This window comes from Acinetobacter sp. YH12135 (assembly GCF_013418565.1).
Taxonomy (GTDB): domain Bacteria; phylum Pseudomonadota; class Gammaproteobacteria; order Pseudomonadales; family Moraxellaceae; genus Acinetobacter; species Acinetobacter towneri.
In genome coordinates this window covers 43776-62396 of the sequence record NZ_VPBU01000006.1, presented here as the reverse complement: position 1 = coordinate 62396, position 18621 = coordinate 43776, and the positions used below count along the sequence as shown (strand labels likewise).

General features: G+C 41.1%; 16 protein-coding genes. 13 read left to right on the top strand and 3 right to left on the bottom strand.

Going from position 1 to position 18621, the window contains the following annotated elements; translation table 11 throughout:
- The first annotated feature begins 292 nt into the window (after positions 1 to 292).
- The 11 genes from fis (at position 293) to FTU70_RS05135 (ending at position 15809) form a co-directional block, all read left to right on the top strand.
- The gene (fis, locus tag FTU70_RS05185; protein WP_001086304.1) at positions 293 to 562 is read left to right on the top strand and encodes a DNA-binding transcriptional regulator Fis; all 270 of its coding nucleotides are present in this window, start codon (positions 293 to 295) and stop codon (positions 560 to 562) included.
- 92 nt (positions 563 to 654) lie between these two features.
- Positions 655 to 2229, top strand: a complete 1575-nt coding sequence (gene purH, locus FTU70_RS05180; protein ID WP_096900914.1) for a bifunctional phosphoribosylaminoimidazolecarboxamide formyltransferase/IMP cyclohydrolase — start codon at positions 655 to 657, stop codon at positions 2227 to 2229.
- 171 nt (positions 2230 to 2400) lie between these two features.
- Positions 2401 to 3684 (top strand): phosphoribosylamine--glycine ligase, encoded by a 1284-nt coding sequence (gene purD, locus FTU70_RS05175; protein ID WP_004973125.1) that lies wholly within the window; start codon positions 2401 to 2403, stop codon positions 3682 to 3684.
- Positions 3685 to 4469: 785 nt separating this feature from the next.
- Positions 4470 to 5342, top strand: coding sequence for a MetQ/NlpA family ABC transporter substrate-binding protein (locus FTU70_RS05170; RefSeq protein WP_096900915.1), 873 nt, complete (start codon positions 4470 to 4472; stop codon positions 5340 to 5342).
- 74 nt (positions 5343 to 5416) lie between these two features.
- On the top strand, positions 5417 to 6442 hold the full coding sequence (locus FTU70_RS05165) for a methionine ABC transporter ATP-binding protein (protein WP_004973123.1): 1026 nt from the start codon (positions 5417 to 5419) through the stop codon (positions 6440 to 6442).
- Complete coding sequence (locus FTU70_RS05160; RefSeq protein WP_004973122.1) at positions 6439 to 7134, top strand: methionine ABC transporter permease; 696 nt, start codon at positions 6439 to 6441, stop codon at positions 7132 to 7134. Before FTU70_RS05165 ends, FTU70_RS05160 begins: the two co-directional genes overlap by 4 nt.
- A 244-nt stretch (positions 7135 to 7378) precedes the next feature.
- Entirely contained in the window at positions 7379 to 10942 is a 3564-nt protein-coding gene (dnaE, locus tag FTU70_RS05155) for a DNA polymerase III subunit alpha (protein ID WP_180060215.1), read from the top strand.
- A 28-nt stretch (positions 10943 to 10970) separates the two neighbouring features.
- A complete protein-coding gene (locus tag FTU70_RS05150) occupies positions 10971 to 11819 on the top strand; it encodes an RNA methyltransferase (RefSeq protein WP_180060213.1) in 849 nt (282 codons plus the stop codon).
- Positions 11812 to 12609 carry a serine O-acetyltransferase gene (gene cysE, locus FTU70_RS05145; RefSeq protein ID WP_004973118.1) on the top strand — a complete coding sequence of 266 codons (798 nt, stop codon included), beginning with the start codon at positions 11812 to 11814 and terminating at the stop codon, positions 12607 to 12609. Before FTU70_RS05150 ends, cysE begins: the two co-directional genes overlap by 8 nt.
- 174 nt (positions 12610 to 12783) lie before the next feature.
- Positions 12784 to 13686, top strand: coding sequence for an ABUW_2363 family tetratricopeptide repeat lipoprotein (locus FTU70_RS05140; RefSeq protein ID WP_154320674.1), 903 nt, complete (start codon positions 12784 to 12786; stop codon positions 13684 to 13686).
- 128 nt (positions 13687 to 13814) lie between these two features.
- A complete protein-coding gene (locus FTU70_RS05135; protein ID WP_004973116.1) occupies positions 13815 to 15809 on the top strand; it encodes a triacylglycerol lipase in 1995 nt (664 codons plus the stop codon).
- Positions 15810 to 15883: 74 nt separating this feature from the next.
- On the opposite strand, the gene FTU70_RS05130 is transcribed toward FTU70_RS05135, so the two are convergent.
- The 3 genes from FTU70_RS05130 to FTU70_RS05125 all read right to left on the bottom strand — a co-directional run bounded on the left by FTU70_RS05130 (position 15884) and on the right by FTU70_RS05125 (position 17360).
- On the bottom strand, positions 15884 to 16690 hold the full coding sequence (locus FTU70_RS05130) for a maleylacetate reductase (protein WP_257222023.1): 807 nt from the start codon (positions 16688 to 16690) through the stop codon (positions 15884 to 15886).
- Complete coding sequence (locus tag FTU70_RS14345; protein WP_253103581.1) at positions 16651 to 16926, bottom strand: iron-containing alcohol dehydrogenase; 276 nt, start codon at positions 16924 to 16926, stop codon at positions 16651 to 16653. Before FTU70_RS14345 ends, FTU70_RS05130 begins: the two co-directional genes overlap by 40 nt.
- Positions 16927 to 17180: 254 nt before the next feature.
- A complete protein-coding gene (locus tag FTU70_RS05125; protein WP_004973110.1) occupies positions 17181 to 17360 on the bottom strand; it encodes a hypothetical protein in 180 nt (59 codons plus the stop codon).
- Between the two features lie 237 nt (positions 17361 to 17597).
- On the opposite strand from FTU70_RS05125, the gene FTU70_RS05120 reads away from it, so the two are divergent.
- Together FTU70_RS05120 and FTU70_RS05115 are read left to right on the top strand one after the other, a co-directional pair.
- On the top strand, positions 17598 to 18005 hold the full coding sequence (locus tag FTU70_RS05120; protein ID WP_096900921.1) for a rhodanese-like domain-containing protein: 408 nt from the start codon (positions 17598 to 17600) through the stop codon (positions 18003 to 18005).
- 148 nt (positions 18006 to 18153) lie between these two features.
- Positions 18154 to 18588: a DUF2946 family protein gene (locus FTU70_RS05115; protein ID WP_154321263.1), complete on the top strand. Its 435-nt coding sequence runs from the start codon at positions 18154 to 18156 to the stop codon at positions 18586 to 18588.
- Positions 18589 to 18621 lie beyond the last annotated feature (33 nt).

Here is an 18621-nt window from a genome sequence, read left to right as displayed (position 1 = left end):
AAGCTTTGTGCTGCAAACTCCTCGCAAGATTCACAACAAATATAGATCTGTCTAATGCGCTTTATTTTTATATATCGCGTACAGAGTAGATTTTTTGTTTTGATTTTGGTCTGTAACAATTATTAATGTATTGTTACGCTTAAATTTCGACCAATGCCTAGAGTTGTGGCAAGCTAAATGTTCCAGTTTTAGAACTTCCCGTTTTAGGATCTAAAACGGAGTTCATTTAATTTATAGACCACATTGATATATCACTTTATCCCAGTGATATCTGATTTTCGGATTAATTCGCATGAATAGCAAATCTCCTATTTTTACTGCACAATCTGATGTTGCTTTACGTATTCACGTAGATCGCGCAGTTCGCCATTATTTTGCACAACTACAAGGTGAACAACCTTCACAAGTGTATGACATGGTGTTAGCAGAAATGGAGAAACCTCTTTTATCTGTTGTTCTTGAATACACTCGCGGTAACCAAACACGCGCTGCTGAAATTCTTGGACTAAACCGTGGTACTTTACGTAAAAAGTTAAAAGCTCACGGTTTAATGAGTGAATAAGTGATAAAATGCTTGCGACCTCCGCAGGCATTTTTTTTACCTGCATTTTGCTAGTTTGTTTTAATCTGTAATTGAAAACTGTGACGAAGATCATGACTATTAAACGCGCTTTAATCTCTGTTTCTGACAAAACAGGTATTGTTGAATTTGCACAAGACCTTGCTGCTCTTGGGGTAGAAATTTTATCTACTGGCGGTACTTATAAGTTGCTTAAAGACAACAATATTGCTGTCGTAGAAGTATCAGAGCATACTGGTTTCCCTGAAATGATGGATGGTCGTGTAAAAACGTTACACCCAAAAATTCATGGCGGTATCTTGGCTCGTCGTGGTCTAGACGAAGCAGTCATGGCAGAACACAATATTGATGCCATCGACTTGGTTGTTGTTAACCTTTATCCATTTGCTGCGACTGTTGCAAAACCAAATTGTTCACTTGCAGATGCGATTGAGAACATCGACATTGGTGGCCCTACTATGGTTCGCGCTGCAGCGAAAAACCATGCTTCTGTAGGTATTGTAGTAAATGCTTCTGACTATGCGACTGTTATTGCAGAAATGAAAAGCAACGGTGCATTGTCTTACGAAACTCGTTTTGATTTGGCAGTGAAAGCATTTGAACACACTGCACAATATGACGGCATGATCGCCTCTTACTTAGGTGCACGTGTAGGTAAAGAAGAAGGTACTGCTGACCAATTTTCACGTACATTCAATACACAATTGAACAAAGCGCAAGATTTACGTTACGGCGAAAACCCGCATCAATCTGCAGCGTTCTATGTAGACCCTGCTGCAACTGAAGCTTCTGTTTCTACAGCGAAACAGCTTCAAGGTAAAGAATTATCTTATAACAACATTGCAGATACTGATGCCGCACTTGAATGTGTGAAATCATTTGCAAAACCTGCTTGTGTGATCGTAAAACACGCGAACCCATGTGGTGTTGCTGTATCTTTAGACGGTATTCAAGCGGCTTATGACCTTGCTTATGCAACTGACCCTGAATCTGCATTTGGTGGCATCATTGCGTTTAACCGTGAGTTAGACGTTGCCACTGCACAAGCGATTGTAGACCGTCAATTCGTTGAAGTGATCATTGCACCAAGCATTGCTGATGGCGTACTTGAAGTGACTGGCGCGAAGAAAAACGTACGTGTACTGGTATGTGGCGAACTTCCTGCGATTGATGCACGCGCTCCACAAATGGATTACAAACGTGTCAACGGCGGTTTATTGGTTCAAGACCAAGACTTGGGCATGATCACGAAAGATGACTTAAAAGTTGTGACCAAACGTGCACCAACTGAACAAGAAATTGACGATATGATCTTTGCTTGGAAAGTTGCGAAATACGTAAAATCGAACGCAATTGTTTATGCGAAAAACCGTCAGACCATTGGTGTTGGCGCAGGTCAAATGAGCCGTGTAAACTCTGCTCGTATTGCTGCCATTAAAGCAGAACATGCAGGTTTAGTGGTTGAAGGTGCAGTAATGGCATCTGACGCATTCTTCCCATTCCGTGATGGTATTGATAACGCAGCTAAAGCTGGTATCAAATGCATTATTCAACCGGGTGGTTCTATGCGTGATGAAGAAACGATTGCAGCAGCAGATGAAGCTGGTATTGCAATGGTCTTCACTGGCATGCGTCATTTCCGTCACTAATTAAACTCATTAATTAGAAGTCGTATTTAATAATCCTCCGAAATCCCCCTTTTTTATAAAAGGGGGACTTTTCACGTAAGGGAACTGTGTTTTTATGCACAATCTCCTTCCTTTTCAAGGGTGAAAAGCATAGCTTCGCTAGGGGGATTTTATTCTTTGAGGGATTTTTAGATGAATATTTTAGTTTTAGGTAGCGGCGGTCGTGAACATGCGTTGGCATGGAAAATCGCACAAGATGACAAAGTCGCTAAAGTCTTCGTTGCACCGGGTAATGCAGGTACGGCAACAGAAAACAAATGCGAGAATGTAGCGTTAGATATTCAAAATAACCCTGCAATCATCGACTTTGCCAAAAATAATGCTGTTGATTTAATCATTGTTGGCCCTGAAGCACCACTGGTCAATGGTGTAGTAGATGCCTGCCGTGAAGCGGGTTTAAAAATTTGGGGCCCAACCCAGTTTGCTGCACAGCTTGAAGGTTCTAAAGCCTTTGCCAAGCACTTTTTAAAACGTCACAACATTCCAACTGCATTCTATGACGTATTCACCGAAGTTGATGCGGCAAAAGCATTTGTTGAAAAAAATGGTGCTCCAATCGTGATCAAGGCGGACGGTCTTGCTGCAGGTAAAGGCGTGATCGTGGCGATGACCAATCAAGAAGCATTTGATGCAATTGATGACATGCTAGCAGGCAACAAATTTGGTGATGCAGGTTCACGTGTAGTCATTGAAGAATTCCTTGCAGGTGAAGAAGCTTCTTTCATTTGTATGATTGATGGCGACAACATCCTTCCTATGGCAACTTCACAAGACCACAAGCGTATTTTTGAAGGCGACCAAGGTCCAAATACTGGTGGTATGGGTGCATACTCTCCTGCCCCTGTCGTGACTGCAGACGTATTTGAAAAAACCATGAATGAAGTGATGCGTCCTACTGTTGAAGGTATGAAAAAAGACGGTCATGTTTATACAGGTTTCTTATACGCAGGCTTAATGATTGACGACAAAGGTCAACCAAAAGTGATCGAGTTTAACTGCCGTTTTGGTGACCCAGAAACACAACCAATTATGATGCGCTTAAAGTCATCTTTGGTAGATTTGGTTGAAGCAGGTATTGCTGGCAACTTACCTGCCGAAGCAGACTGGGATGAACGCAAAACTGTCGGGATTGTATTGGCGACTGCGGGTTACCCTGAAACTTCAGGCAAAGGTGATGTGATTTCTGGTTTAGAAACACAAATGGCAGATGCGAAAGTATTCCACGCAGGTACAGCAAGCAATGCCGATGGTGAGATTGTGACCAATGGTGGTCGTGTACTGTGTGTAACTGCGCTCGGTAATACCATTGGCGAAGCGCAAGCTAAAGCCCTTGAACTGTGCGAAAAAGTTACCTTTGATGGTGTGCAATATCGTAAAGATATTGGCTATCGTGCCATTGCTCGTGAAAATGCTTAAAATTTTTAGTTTAGCCTAAAAATTTAAGTCCATAAAAAAGCTCGTCACTGTACGAGCTTTTTGTTTATCAGGTTGTAACCCATGTACATTGTGATGATCTACGTTTATAAAATACTTTAGATCAATAAACATGCAAAAAATAAAAAGCTTCAAAGAATTTTTAATTTCAATATTCGTTGAGTTTACATTGCAAATACTTTTTATTTTTGCAGGATTAATATATTTGGCTTATGTTTTTATAGGGATAGGTTCATTGTTACTCTGTTTGCCTTATATATGGGCGATATATTATCGTTGGAAAAATCATTCATAACTTCTTTTATGTATTTACAGCCATGTTCTGATTCTTGTAACTAAGCCGATTTCATACCGACAATTTCATATCTCTTTTTTTACTATCGATTGCAGAATAAATTTTAAAGCACCTAAATATTTAAACACTTGTTCAAATCCTTAATCTTTACAGAATATATTTATTTATAAGAACTTATTTTGACTTATTCGCTTTCTGTTGTAAAAACAGTGATATGCATAACATACACAGCACTATATAGAATTATTTTTTATTGTTATGATGGTGCATCTTTTGAAAAAGTGAATTGCCCATCCATCTCAAAATTATTGATTGAGCTGTGGGCTGACTTTTTCAGTACTCAAACAATACCTACAACATATTTGAGAAACATACAAAATCATCATCATGCGATTCCATCCATCGTGCTGATTTGATTCTTCTCAATCATTGGCAACTTTAGGCACGGCTTAAACTTGCTCGGGATATATTCATGAAAAAGCTCCTTGGTCTTGTACTTGGTCTTTCAGTTGGCTTGGCTGGCTGTGGCAAACAAGAAGCGCCTGCGACTGACGCGGCACAAAAAGATTCTTCTGCTCTACACACTGTCACTATGGCATCGACTGGTTCAGATGCAGATATTTGGCGTTTTATTGCCGACTTACCTGAAACCAAAGCAGCAGGTATTCAACTTGAAGTGAAAAACTTCACCGATTACGTGTCAATGAACACGGCGGTAGCAAATAAAGAAATTGATCTTAACGCATTCCAATCTTATGCCTATATGGTGGCATTTAATGCCAACAATAAAGATCAAATTGCACCAGTAGCGACAACTTACTTAGAGCCAATGGGTATTTACTCAAGCAAAGTGAAAAAGTTGGATGAGTTCAAAACAGGTGCAACGATTGCTATTCCAAATGATGGTGCCAATGAATCACGTGCGTTGTTATTACTTCAATCCGCTGGTTTGGTTAAACTGAAAGATGGTTTTGACAATGTTCAAGGTACGCCTGCAGACATCGTAGAAAATGCCAAGCAAATTCAAATCAAACCGATTCAAATGGCAACGGCTGTACGTGTCAAAGATGAAGTCGATGCAATTGTTTTGGGCAACACTCTTGCAATGGAAGGTGGTTTAAACGTGCTTAAAGATTCAATTTATTACGAGCCAATTGACCAAAGCACAAAAATGAATGTCAACATTCTCGCTACTGCTGCAGATCGTCAAAATGACCCAATCTTGCAAAAAGTAGGTGCGTTGTATCATACCGAAGCAGTGAAGCAATATATTGATCAGCACTTTGGCGGAACAAAAGTTGCGGTAAATAAACCTGTCAGCTATTTCACTGAAGCAGCAAAATAGTAATATAATGCGTTAAACAAAACAGGCAAAGCGAACTTTGCCTGTTTTTTCATTTATGGACATTTCTTGACGATATGATTGAATTTAAAAACATTTCAAAGCACTATCAGCTCAAAGGTCAAACACTGCGTGCGTTGGATCAAATTAACCTACAAATTCCAACAGGCAGTATTTTTGGCATTATTGGCTATAGTGGTGCAGGTAAAAGTACGTTAATCCGCTTGATAAATTTGTTGGAGCGCCCAAATGCTGGGCAAGTCATCATTCATCAAAAAGATTTTACTGCACTCAATGCCCGCGAATTACGTCAAGAACGTGCCCATATTGGAATGATTTTTCAGCACTTCAATTTATTGCAGACCAAAACTGTGGCTGCCAATATTGAAATGCCGATGAAACTGTTAGGCTGGAACAAAGCCGAACGCGAAAAGCGTTTAAATGAATTACTTGAGTTTATTGATTTAAAACATAAAAAAGACGCCTACCCTGATGAACTTTCAGGCGGACAAAAACAACGTGTCGGTATTGCGCGTGCGCTAGCCAATCATCCTAAAATTTTACTCTGCGATGAAGCAACTTCAGCACTTGATCCACAAACCACCAAATCTGTGCTGGAATTACTGAAAAAAATTAACCGCGAACAAGGCATTACCATTGTAATGGTCACACATGAAATGGATGTGATTGAATCGGTTTGTGATTATGTGGCGGTGATGGAACAAGGCAAAGTCATTGAAACAGGTTCAACCCTAGAAATATTTAGTCAACCGCAACATCCGACCACCAAAAGCTTTATTCAAACCGTGTTGCAGCAGCAATTGCCTATCAATATTTTGAATAATCTGGAAAATCAAAATCAGCACAGCATTTATTGTCTGAAGTTTTTAGGTAAATCAGCTCAGGAAACCGTAATTCAAGCCGTCATTAAACAGTTTGATATCAGCCTGAATATTTTATTTGCCAATATGACCGAAATTGATGGCGCTGTGATTGGGCAAATGTTTATACAATTGCTCGGTGATGCAAGCGTCATTCAACAAGCACTTGAATTTCTGCAAGCCAATGGTGTTGAAGTTGAACAGTCAGGAGTACAAGCATGAGAGATTTAATTGTACAGTGGCTGACCTCAGTAACTGCGCCTTTCTGGAAAAGCTCTTTATCTATTGACCAGTTTGTTACAGCCTTACAAGAAACCTTTCACATGGTGTTCTTTGCCATGTTGTTTGGTTGTATCTGGGGCTTTATTCAGGGCATTACCCTTGTAGTGACTCGTCCGACAGGTATTTTGCCAAACCGTGTGATTTATCACGGGCTTAACCCGATTGTAAACGCACTGCGCTCCCTACCCTTTATTATTTTATTGATTGCGGTGATTCCGCTGACTAAATTGTTAGTGGGTACATCCATCGGAACTTGGGCAGCCATTGTTCCACTGACCATTTATGTCGGCCCGTATATTGGTCGTTTGGTAGAAACTTCACTGCTTGAAGTCAATGAAGGGATTGTCGAATCTGCACAGGCAATGGGTGCTACACCCTTACAGATTATCTTCAAATTTATTTTACCTGAAGCACGTAGCTCACTCATTTTGAACCTAACCACAGCCACCATTAGCTTAATTGGCGCAACTGCTATGGCAGGCGCAGTCGGTGCAGGCGGCATTGGTGACCTTGCTATTTCTTATGGTTATCAACGCTTTGATAGTAGTGTCGTGATGCTAACCGTGGTGGTCTTATTAATTTTAGTGCAATTGGTGCAAAGTTTAGGCGATTGGTTATCTAAACTCAGATAAATCTTTCATCTACACATCAGAAATAGATTCACCATTTAACTCCTTGCTACTCGTATGAGTGTGTAAGGGGTTAAAACCACACTCCTTCTCCATGCATACGTGATTCACGCCATATCAACATCCAAAAAACTGAAATTTTGATATACGGTCAAGATCATCGAAAACCGTAGGAAAAACTTTGCAGCATGTTTTGTCTTGAGCAGAGCATGCTAAACTAACCCGTGATTTTTTAAGGGACTGATTCATGCGCTTTGTTCATTTAGGTATACATACAGAATTTTCGATTACCGAGTCGATTGTACGCGTACCTGACTTGATTAAAGCTGCAGTCAATGAAGAAATGCCTGCTTTGGCATTGACCGATCTCTCTAACCTGCACGCTGCCGTAAAGTTTTATGGCAAATGTTTGGGGCAAGGCATCAAACCGATTTTAGGTTCAGTGCTGCGTTTAAATGATGCCGATCATCGTGTGACGCTATTGTCGATGAACAATCACGGCTGGCGCAATCTGACCGAACTGGTGTCGCGTGGCTATATTGAAGGTCAGCAACTCAATATCCCTTGCGTCAATAAAGCATGGATTTTAGAACAAGCCGATGATCTGATTCTGTTACTCGGCATTCAAAGTGATGTCGGCAAAATGCTGATCACGTCCAATCCACAAAAAGCCGAACCGTTGCTAGAAGAATGGATAGAAAAATTTGGTAATCGGGTCTATTTGGCGCTGACCCGTACAGATCGTCCCGATGAAGATGCTTTTATTGCCGAAGCGGTTAAATTAGCTAAAAAATATAATATTGGCGTGGTGGCACATAATGATGTGCACTTTGTCCGCCGTGAAGATTATGAAGCGCACGAAGCGCGAGTTTGTATTGCCGATGGTTATGTTTTAGGGGATAACCGTCGTCCTAAAACGTATAGTCCTGAGCAATATTTTAAAACTACTGCAGAAATGACGGAATTATTTTCCGACATTCCAAGTGCTATTGAAAACAGCTATCACATTGCCAAACGCTGTAACGTCACGCTGCAATTGGGTAAATATTTCCTTCCAGATTATCCAATTCCAGACGGACACACCATTGATACCTACTTCGCGCACCTATCCAAACAAGGTTTAGAAGAACGTCTAAATGTGCTCTATCCTGTCACACAGCGCGATGAAGACTGGGCAGAAATTCGCAAACCTTATGATGAACGAATTGAATACGAAATTAATATTATTAACTCGATGGGCTTCCCGGGTTACTTCCTCATCGTCATGGACTTTATTCAATGGTCTAAAAATAATGGCGTACCTGTTGGGCCGGGTCGTGGTTCAGGCGCAGGCTCATTGGTCGCTTATAGCTTAAAAATTACCGACTTAGACCCATTGCGTTATGAACTACTCTTTGAACGTTTCTTAAACCCAGAACGTGTATCCATGCCCGACTTTGACGTCGATTTCTGTATTGCAGGACGCGATAAAGTCATTGATTATGTGGCACGCACCTATGGACGTGATGCGGTATCACAAATTGCCACTTTCGGTACTATGGCCGCCAAAGGTGCGATTCGAGATGTCGCACGGGTTTTGGGCAAGTCTTATGGTTTGGCAGACCGTATTTCTAAACTGATTCCAACTAAACCTTTAGGGCTTAGTTTGGAAGAATCAATTGAAGCCGAACCACAGCTGAAAGATGTGGTGACCAATCCATCTAACCCAGACTATGACGATGCTTCAGAAATTTGGGAAATGGCTTTAAAACTTGAAGGCATTACCCGCAACACAGGCAAACACGCAGGTGGTGTGGTGATTGCACCCACCAAAATCACCGACTTTTCTGCGGTTATGTGCGATGCTGATGGAACCGCCCGTGTTGCACAATACGATAAAGACGATGTTGAATCGGCAGGTTTGGTCAAATTTGACTTCTTGGGTTTACGTAACCTGACGGTTATTGAAGATGCAGTACAAAATATCAATAAACGCATCCAAGCAGATACACCGTTAGATATTGCTCATATTCCATTGGACGATAAAGATGCCTATTTAGTCTTTGCCAATGCCAACACCACAGCGGTATTCCAATTTGAATCCGTGGGCATGAAAAAGATGCTGAAAGAAGCACGCCCAAGCAAATTTGAAGAAATTATTGCCTTCGTGTCGTTGTATCGTCCCGGCCCAATGGATCTCATTCCAGACTTTATTCACCGTATGCATGGCGGCGAGTTTGAGTATCTGCATCCATTGCTAGAAGGTGTACTTGAGCCAACCTACGGCATTATGGTTTATCAGGAACAGGTAATGCAGGCGGCACAGTATTGTGCAGGCTATACCCTCGGTGGTGCGGACTTACTACGTCGTGCTATGGGTAAGAAAAAACCTGAAGAAATGGTGAAACAGCGCCAAATCTTTATTGAAGGTGCTGCGAAAAAAGACATTGATGCCGCCACAGCCAACCATATTTTCGACTATATGGAAAAGTTCGCAGGCTACGGTTTTAACAAATCCCACGCGGCTGCTTATGCCCTCGTTGCCTATCAGACGGCATGGCTGAAAGCACATTACCCTGCCGAATTCTTGGCTGCGGTAATGTCGTCGGAAATGCAAAACACCGATAACGTGGTGTTCCTGATTGATGACTGTCGCCACAATGGTCTGGAAGTTTTACCACCTTCGGTAAATATGTCTTTGTATCATTTCCACGCCAGCGATGAACGCACCATTGTCTACGGACTTGGCGCAATTAAAGGCGTGGGCGAACAAGCCATGCAATCGGTGATTGATTCTCGCCAAAAAGAAGGTCCATACCGCGATTTATTTGACTTCTGTCATCGTATTGATTTGAAAAAAATCAACAAACGAACCCTTGAAGCCTTAATTCGTGCGGGTGCATTAGACTGTTTAGGCATCGAACGCTCAAGTTTAATGGCACAATTGCCAGAAGCGGTACAAGCGGCGGAACAAGCACGTTCCAACCGTGAAACAGGCATCATGGATCTGTTTGGTGAGGTTGAAGAAGTACAGCGTAAGCCAGCTAAACCTGTGAAACCATGGTCAGATGAAGTCAGACTCAAAGGTGAAAAAGACACGCTTGGTCTTTATCTCACTGGTCACCCGATTGATGTCTATCGTAATGAATTAAAAGCCTTTATTCCAAGTAAAATTAATGAATTGACACCAACTCGTCGAGGTGTGACCACCGTCTTTGCAGGCTTAGTGGTGGATGTGGCCAACTTCCCCAATCGTATGGTAGTCACTTTGGATGATGGTACGGCACGTATTGAAGTGTCTGCCAACCATGAACGCTTCCAACGCTTTAAAGATATTGTGCAAACTGAAAAAGTGGTGGTGATCGAAGGTGAAATTTACGAACGCGAAGGTTTTGATCGCCCGATGGGACGCTTAACCAAAGCATTTAGCCTGAACGAAATTCGCCAAAAACGTGCCAATAGCATTCAAATTCACTTGCATGCAGAACATTTAAGCAAGACCCTGAGTCAAGACTTACAAAATATGTTACTGCCGTATTGTAATGTAGATTTATGCACGCATATTCCTGTGTTATTGCACCTTGACTATGCTTATGCCACTGCAGAATTACATTTGGGTATTCAGTGGAAAATCGCACCCTTAGATGAAGCCTTAGTCAAACTCCGTGACTATTTTGGTAAAGAAAGCGTGCATATTGAATATCAAGTGAAATCTAAAGCTGCGAAAGCTATCGATGTGGCGAGACCTGCAACGATTACACAACCAGCGACTGATATGAGCATGGACGATGCCATGGATTTATATCATACAGAAGTTAATCAATACTCTTAATTAAAAACTTAACCCATCTGGATTTGTTATGAGTCAAACCGACAATGCAGCTGTTGCCGCACATCTCTCCCACGTGCGTATTGTCATGGTGAATACCACCCTGCCTGCCAACATTGGCAGTGCCTTACGCGCTATGAAAACCATGGGGCTATGTAAATTGGTTTTGGTTGCCCCAAAAACCTATCCGCACCCAGATATTGATGCTTTGGCAGCAGGTGCGACCGATTTAATTGAACAGATTGACGTGGTTGAACAACTCGAAGATGCAATTGCCGACTGCCATTTGGTCTTTGGCACCAGTGCACGTAGTCGTACTATTCCTTGGCCACTCTTAGATGCACGCCCTGCGGCAGAAAAGTCGTTAAATGCTGTGGCACAGCATGGGCAAAATGTTGCCATTATTTTTGGACGTGAAGATCGTGGTTTAACCAATGAAGAGCTGGCTTTGGCGAATTATCACGTGACGATTCCTGTCAATGAAGAATATGGTGTGCTCAATGTTGCTCAAGCCATTCAAGTGATTTGCTATGAAATGCGTATGGCTGCCATCGATATTGTCGGAAAAATTGCCGATCCTGCAGCGACGATGCAAGTGACAGATTCTGAAGCGATGCAATGGGATGAACCTTTGGTCAACCATGAACAAATGCAACAGTTCTATCCACATTTAGAAAAAATGCTGGCAGAAATTGAATTTATGGATCCAAAAAATCCACGATTATTGCCTTTGCGCTTGCGTCGGCTTTTCGGACGTATACAATTAGATCGTATGGAATACCATTTACTTCGCGGAATTTTTAGCCGCGTACAAGCAATGAATAACGGTTCATGGAAAAAATCTACATCAACACAGGACGAGGATCAAACTAATGCTTAAACAGCTCAAAGAAGACATTCAAGCTGTCTTCGCGCGCGATCCTGCTGCTCGAAATACACTTGAAGTCTTAACCACTTATCCAGGAATTCACGCTTTAATTATGCATCGTGTGGCGCATGAATTATGGAACAAAGACTGCAAGGGGTCGGCACGTCTACTCTCGTCATTTAGCCGTTTTGCTACAGGAATTGAAATTCATCCCGGTGCAAAAATTGGTCGTCGCTTTTTTATTGACCATGGCATGGGCGTGGTGATTGGTGAAACTGCTGAAATTGGTGATGATGTCACCTTATATCATGGCGTGACTTTAGGCGGCACAACGTGGAATAAAGGCAAACGTCATCCAACTTTGGAAGATGGCGTAGTAGTCGGTGCAGGCGCGAAAATTCTAGGCCCATTCACCGTACATAAAAATGCCAAAGTTGGCTCTAATGCGGTTGTGACCAAAGAAGTACCTGAAGGCGCAACTGCTGTGGGTAACCCTGCGCGCTTTATTATGAAAAATAAACCTGCCGATGATCAGGAAGCACGTCGTCGTGATTATGCTGCCAGTATTGGTTTCCAACCTTATGCAGCAACGCAGGACCAATCTGACCCAGTATTGGACGGCATGCGAGTATTACTAGATCGCTTGGAACAAAATGAAAAACGTATGAATTTATTATGTCAGCGTCTCTCTTTACTTGACCCAAGCTTTAAAAACCCACAGCAAAATGAACAACCTTATAGTGCAGAAGAATTAAAAATAATTGAAGATGTTAGACGTGAGTGTGAAGCACAAAGTAAATAGGGCTGTTTATTTGATCAATCCTACATACTTAAAAAAACTTCGTATCACTGTGTAACTAAGCCCCCTCAATTGTATTGCATGTTCGGAACAGATTTCTTAGACTGACCGACATGCAATATTTTAATCCGACACAATCACCTCTCACTTTTAAAATAAATTGAACGGAAGAACACCATGACTCTTAAGCCTTTGGCACTCAGTATTCTAGCCGCAACGCTCGTTAGCGCCTGTGTTGCACCACCAAAACAAGAAGTAAAACCACCTATCGTATTTACCGAACCTGAATTAAGTGCACCATTCTATGCCTTAAATCCATTTAATTATGATGCCCCACCACCATTTGAAATTAACCTACAAAAAGCAGCAGCACAGCCTGTGACTAAAATGGTGGTTACTAACCCAAATGATCCAAGCAAAAGCATTACCTTAGATCAAAACAAATTGATTGTACCTACGGTCAATAACAATGCCCGTAGCTTGAAGTTTGCAGTTTTGGCAGGTGAAAACGAAATTGACATCACCGAAATTGATGACTTCTTACAATTGGTCGAAGGCAAAGCACGTCACTATCCACCACGTTTTAGCGAACGTCAGGAACGTCGTGGTTTCGAGGCAAAGCTCAAAGAATTGACTCAACAATTAGACACTTTGGCAGCCAATGAAAATGCCTCTTTTGATATTTTGATGCGTGCATTTAAAGCCAGTGTTATGGCACGTAATCTAGACTTAGGCTCTGTTTACACCACACGCTCACTTAACTATGCGCAGCGTATCTTAAAAATTAATCAGGAAGATGCCGAAGCGAATTTCTGGTTTGGTTTCGGTCTGTCTGAAGGTGGCGGTCATCGTGAAGCCATTCCTTATTTAGACAAAGCCATGAAAGCAGGTGTGCAGGAAGCTTATTTGTCTGCGGCAAACAATTATATTGCCATGGAACAAAAGAAAAATGCAGTACAAACTTTGAAAAACTATAAAATCAAATACCCGCAAGAAGCCGAAGTGGCTGACCGTTTGATTGCTGAAATTGAAAAGCAAGGTCGCTGGAATGTGTGGCAAGTGATCGCACCACGCACTTAATAAAAAATCGATACAAAAATACCTAAAAATAGACCGTTTCGACGGTCTATTTTGCTTTCTACGCAATTGAAAAAGCTTTAAAAAAACGTATGATGGAAAAAAATCTTAAAAATTAAGCCAGACTTTCCATGAATAAAATTGTGATTGCTGCATTGCTCAGTACAACACTGCTGTCTGGTTGTCAGGTGGTCAGTGTTAAAAATCAGGCGTTAAAAGTTAGTATTGCCAATGAACGTGATAGTATTTTATCGCGCAAAAAACTGAGTGAAGCCAGTTTAAATGTCTTGTCGATGACAGGACGTGAAGCCAATATTTGTGCCGAAAAACCTGAAGAATGTGTAAGTGCACTCAAACAAATCCCGCAAATTCAAGATGAACAACTGCTCTCAACCGCCAGTGAATTATATTTAGCGAAAGCGATTGAACTGGAAAATTCATCGTCCTGTAAAATCAGTATTCTGAACAGCAAAAGATCGGAAGAACAACAAAAAATTCATCAGGCCAATTATGAACAATGTTTAGATCAGCAATTGCACATGCTCGATCAAAGTATTCGTTATAGTTACGCCTACATGTTTAAAACCAAACGTGCGCCGCAAGACCGTCTTTTTGATAACAGACAAGTCCAAATTCGGGATTTTTATAATCAGGCGATTGCCAAATTGGTCAGCAGCTATGCGCTGCGCTATAAACACGATGAATTGCAACAACAAATTCGTGTTGGCAACAGCATTTATGACATTGATTTTGAGTACTACCCGCAGCTGAAACAACAAAAAATTCAGCAGTTGATGTCAACCTATAACCTGAACTTTTCGGGTTTGCGCTCGGTCACGCGCCGTGATGGTTTTGGGTCTGAATTTCTGGTGGTATTGCCTGAAAATCCAAACGATGATCTGAGCAAAAGCAAATATATTATTGATCCGCTAAAATATGATTATCCTGCAGGAAAAAATCCAAATATTCACCAAGCTCGCTATTTAGCCGCGACAATCACTGCAGAACCACATAGCGCCAATTCCATTGAAGATATTTTGAATCGGCCGCATTTTAAGCTCAAGGCTTATGATCCGTATAAATATGAATCTGCCCAAATTGCACAAAAGAACTACCCGCTTGCAGCTAACTTTTCTGCACCTTATGGCTTGTGGTTAGCGCAAAATAATTTAGGTAAATCGGCTTATTTATCCTTAATTGATCGTGAAGAACGACTCAGTATGCCGCATTTGTACTTACTTGAGCCGTATAATCCGAATAAAAAAGTCATTGTCCTCATTCATGGTTTGGCCAGTAGCCCCGAAGCGTGGATTCGCTTAACCAACGATATTATGGGCGATCCTGTATTGCGGGAAAACTTTCAAGTCTGGCAAGTGTTTTACTCGACCAATATGCCAATTTTAGAAAGCCGTTTCCAAATTTATGCCTTGCTTCAACAAGGCTTTAAACAGGTCAGTCCTTCTGCTGCAGCCAAAAAAGATGCTGTAGTAATTGGACACAGCATGGGTGGTATTTTGGCACGTTTGTTGGTCAGCGATACTGATTTAACTCAACCTGCCATGCAAATGCTTAAAAACCGACGTCTGGAACGCTTTAAATCTGATCCTTTGTTGCAAGCACGTTTGCGCCTTAAACCCATCACCAATTTTAACCGTGCAATATTCTTGGCTGCACCGCATAAAGGTACAGAGTTTGCAGACCGCTGGTTCACCCTTGCAGCACGTAAAGTCATTCGCTTACCGACTGCATTTTTAAGCGCGTTTGCGGATACCTTGCAGCAACATGAAGTCGATTTAAAAAATCTAACCAAAGAAATTGGGCATGGCGTCATTCAAAATGGACCGAGTGATTTAAGTAAAAATTCCAAATTTACGGAATTAACTGAAGATATTTTGCCTGTCAAAGGATTTAAATATCACAGTATTATTGGCAATAATACCGACAGCACTGAGCATCTGTTAATGAATGACGATGTGGTGCATTACAACAGTGCCCACTTAGATGGCGCTGTTTCAGAAAAAATTATTAAAGGCGGACATTCCATTCAGGAAACGCCAGAAGCTGTATTGGAACTGCGACGTATTCTTAGATTACATTTGCAAGATTTAGGCTTGTATAAACCGTAATCCGTCACGGCAAATAAAAAACCGAAGTCTAAGTGGCTTCGGTTTTTTATCTATCATGCTATTTCTCAGCAGTATTAGATTGGTGCTTGTCCCCAATAAGCTTTGGTCAATAAAGCCTCTAATTCGGCATAGTCATATTCACGTGGATTATAATATGGACTATCACAGATAATACGTGCCACTTGGGCAGGTGCTGTTTCGGGTAATCCTAAATCTTTAAGTGCCATTGGAATATTCAATTTTTGGTTAAGCTGATAAATCGCCAAGCCTAACTGTTCCCGATCTGACACATTTAAAGCCGCTGCCAGTTGATTCATTGCAGCAATATCTGCATGTCGGTTGTAATGCACTGAATACGCCAACACAATGGCGTGGGTTTGCGCATGTGGTAACTGATAGCGTCCGCCCAAGCTATGGCAAATTTTATGATGAATTGCCATACCCACCGAACCCAAACACACACCTGCCAACCATGCGCCATATAAAGCATGTTCACGTGCCTGCATATTATGAGGCGCTTGCACAATTTCAGGTAAAGCCTGTGCCAGTTGAGTAATCGCCTCTAGCGCCATTAAACTTACAATGGGATTTTTATCCTGTGCATATAATGCCGCAACTGCATGTGCCATCGCATTCATACCCGAACATACCGAAATTTCAGTGGGTAAGTTGAGTGTCAATTCAGGATCATAAATCACTACTTTAGGCAAAACTTGAGCTGCTTTGCCTGTGGTTTTCAGCTGGTTTTCGGTGATGCCATACACCGCAGTCATTTCACTACCTGCATAAGTGGTCGGAATTGCAATAATCGGTAAATGGGTTTCTAAAGCAATTGCTTTGGCTAAACCAATCGCAGAGCACCGCCGAGTGCCAAACAGCAATCGACCTTTAAACGCTGCACATCTTGAATGGCTTGATCGGCAACTTCTTTTGGCACATGCATCACCGCATGAGGATAGACCGCTACAGCCATGTCTTGGATTAGTGCCAATAAACGCTCGCCTGCGGCTTTTTGCCCTGCAGTGGCAATAGTTAAAATACGCCTATAGGTATAAGATCGTAAAATCTCTTGAATTTTTTGCAGATGACCTACGCCAAAATGAACATTGATTGGCAATACCTGATAATGGAATGCTTACATGTTATTAAACTTAAATATTGTCTTTAGATTTTAATAGCATTTAACTATGACTAGGCTGCTGAACAGCCCAATTCTGCAACGCTGCTTTGCAAATATTCAAATAAAACTCAAAACCAACTGTTTTGCTGTAAACACAAAAACCCATGATCGCATGGGCTTTTGGATCATTAAAATTAAATGCGATGAATCATCTATCAATTTTAATGTAAAGAAAACTTATACTTTTGTGCTTAGTCTATTTCTTTTAGGCACACTGCAGACAAAATTGGAATACCAAAACATGGAAGCAACAATAAAATCCAGTATTCCACGACGGTAGCTTCACCACTGATCATATTGATGAATAATCCACCAATGATTAATACCGCTGCAATTAAACCCAGAAAAATTCCAAAAAATCTTGCAGGCATTTGACGTCCCCTGAACAATCGAACAAAAGTGTTAGATCTAGTATATACCTTATAGTTGAATAAGATATGACTTTTTGATCAATTGATGACTTAAATTTTATTAGGATTTAAACACCTGATTTAAAATGTTTTTATAGAAAATCACAACGATATTCGATCAGACACATTTCCTAACAATAATAAAATCTTATTAAATATATAATATTATATAAACTCAAAATAAATGAGTGTGGATGAATGAAAACACCAGATCAACTAATCACTGAAGCCAAAAGTGAAATTACAGAAATTAGCGTGCAAGAATTGCATGAAAAATATTTGCAACATCCCGATATTATTTTGATTGATGTACGAGAACCTGAAGAACATCAGGCTTGTGCAATAGACCGTGCAGTGAATTTTCCACGCGGCATGTTAGAAATGAAAATTGCACAACACCCTGTAGTAAACCACTATTGCGATGTTGAACGTGCTCTTACCAATCTGGCTGAACGAGATATTTACTTACTTTGTGGTACTGGTGCGCGTTCTGCACTTGCCACTCAAGCCTTACAAAGAATGGGTTTCGAGAAAGTCTATTCAATGCAAGGTGGTATGCAAGCTTGGCTGGAAGCAGGTTTTCCGACAGTTTCTTTTACAAGATGATACTAGGGTCTGTTGAATGCTTAAATAACGCTCAATATTAGGTTAAATATTAATTAAAACTTCGTGTAATACTTCAATATTTATCATTGTCATTTTTGTTATAGTATTACATGAATAAATTGAATAAAAGATTGATACAGTGTTTATGATGTGGGGCAGATTGCTAGGATTATTTGCAATCTTGTTACAAGTCGCTGTGTTCCTACAGCCTTTATTACCAGAGAAACAACATTTTTCCTCTGTCTGTGAAACTATTGCCCAAGCATTATTTTTAGAACGCACCGCACCCCATTCTTCGTATTCATCTACACACCATGAAACTGCGACTCATGTTGCATTCGGACTTGAAAGTTCACACGAACATGCATCATCTGAAGATGCGGCGCATACAGATCATGAATGTGAATACTGTCTAGTTTATAGTTTTGCACTACCATTATTTGAAAACAAAATCAGACCAATTTTAGTCCGAACGCAAATTCGGGTTTTGTCTTTTAAAACATCGTTTACACCAACACTATTTCAAACTGAGCCGCTTTTTGTTCTGCCACAAGGTCGTGCCCCGCCCCACTTTGACTCTTGAATTTTCTTATCATTTCTTACAGTGTTGCCATCT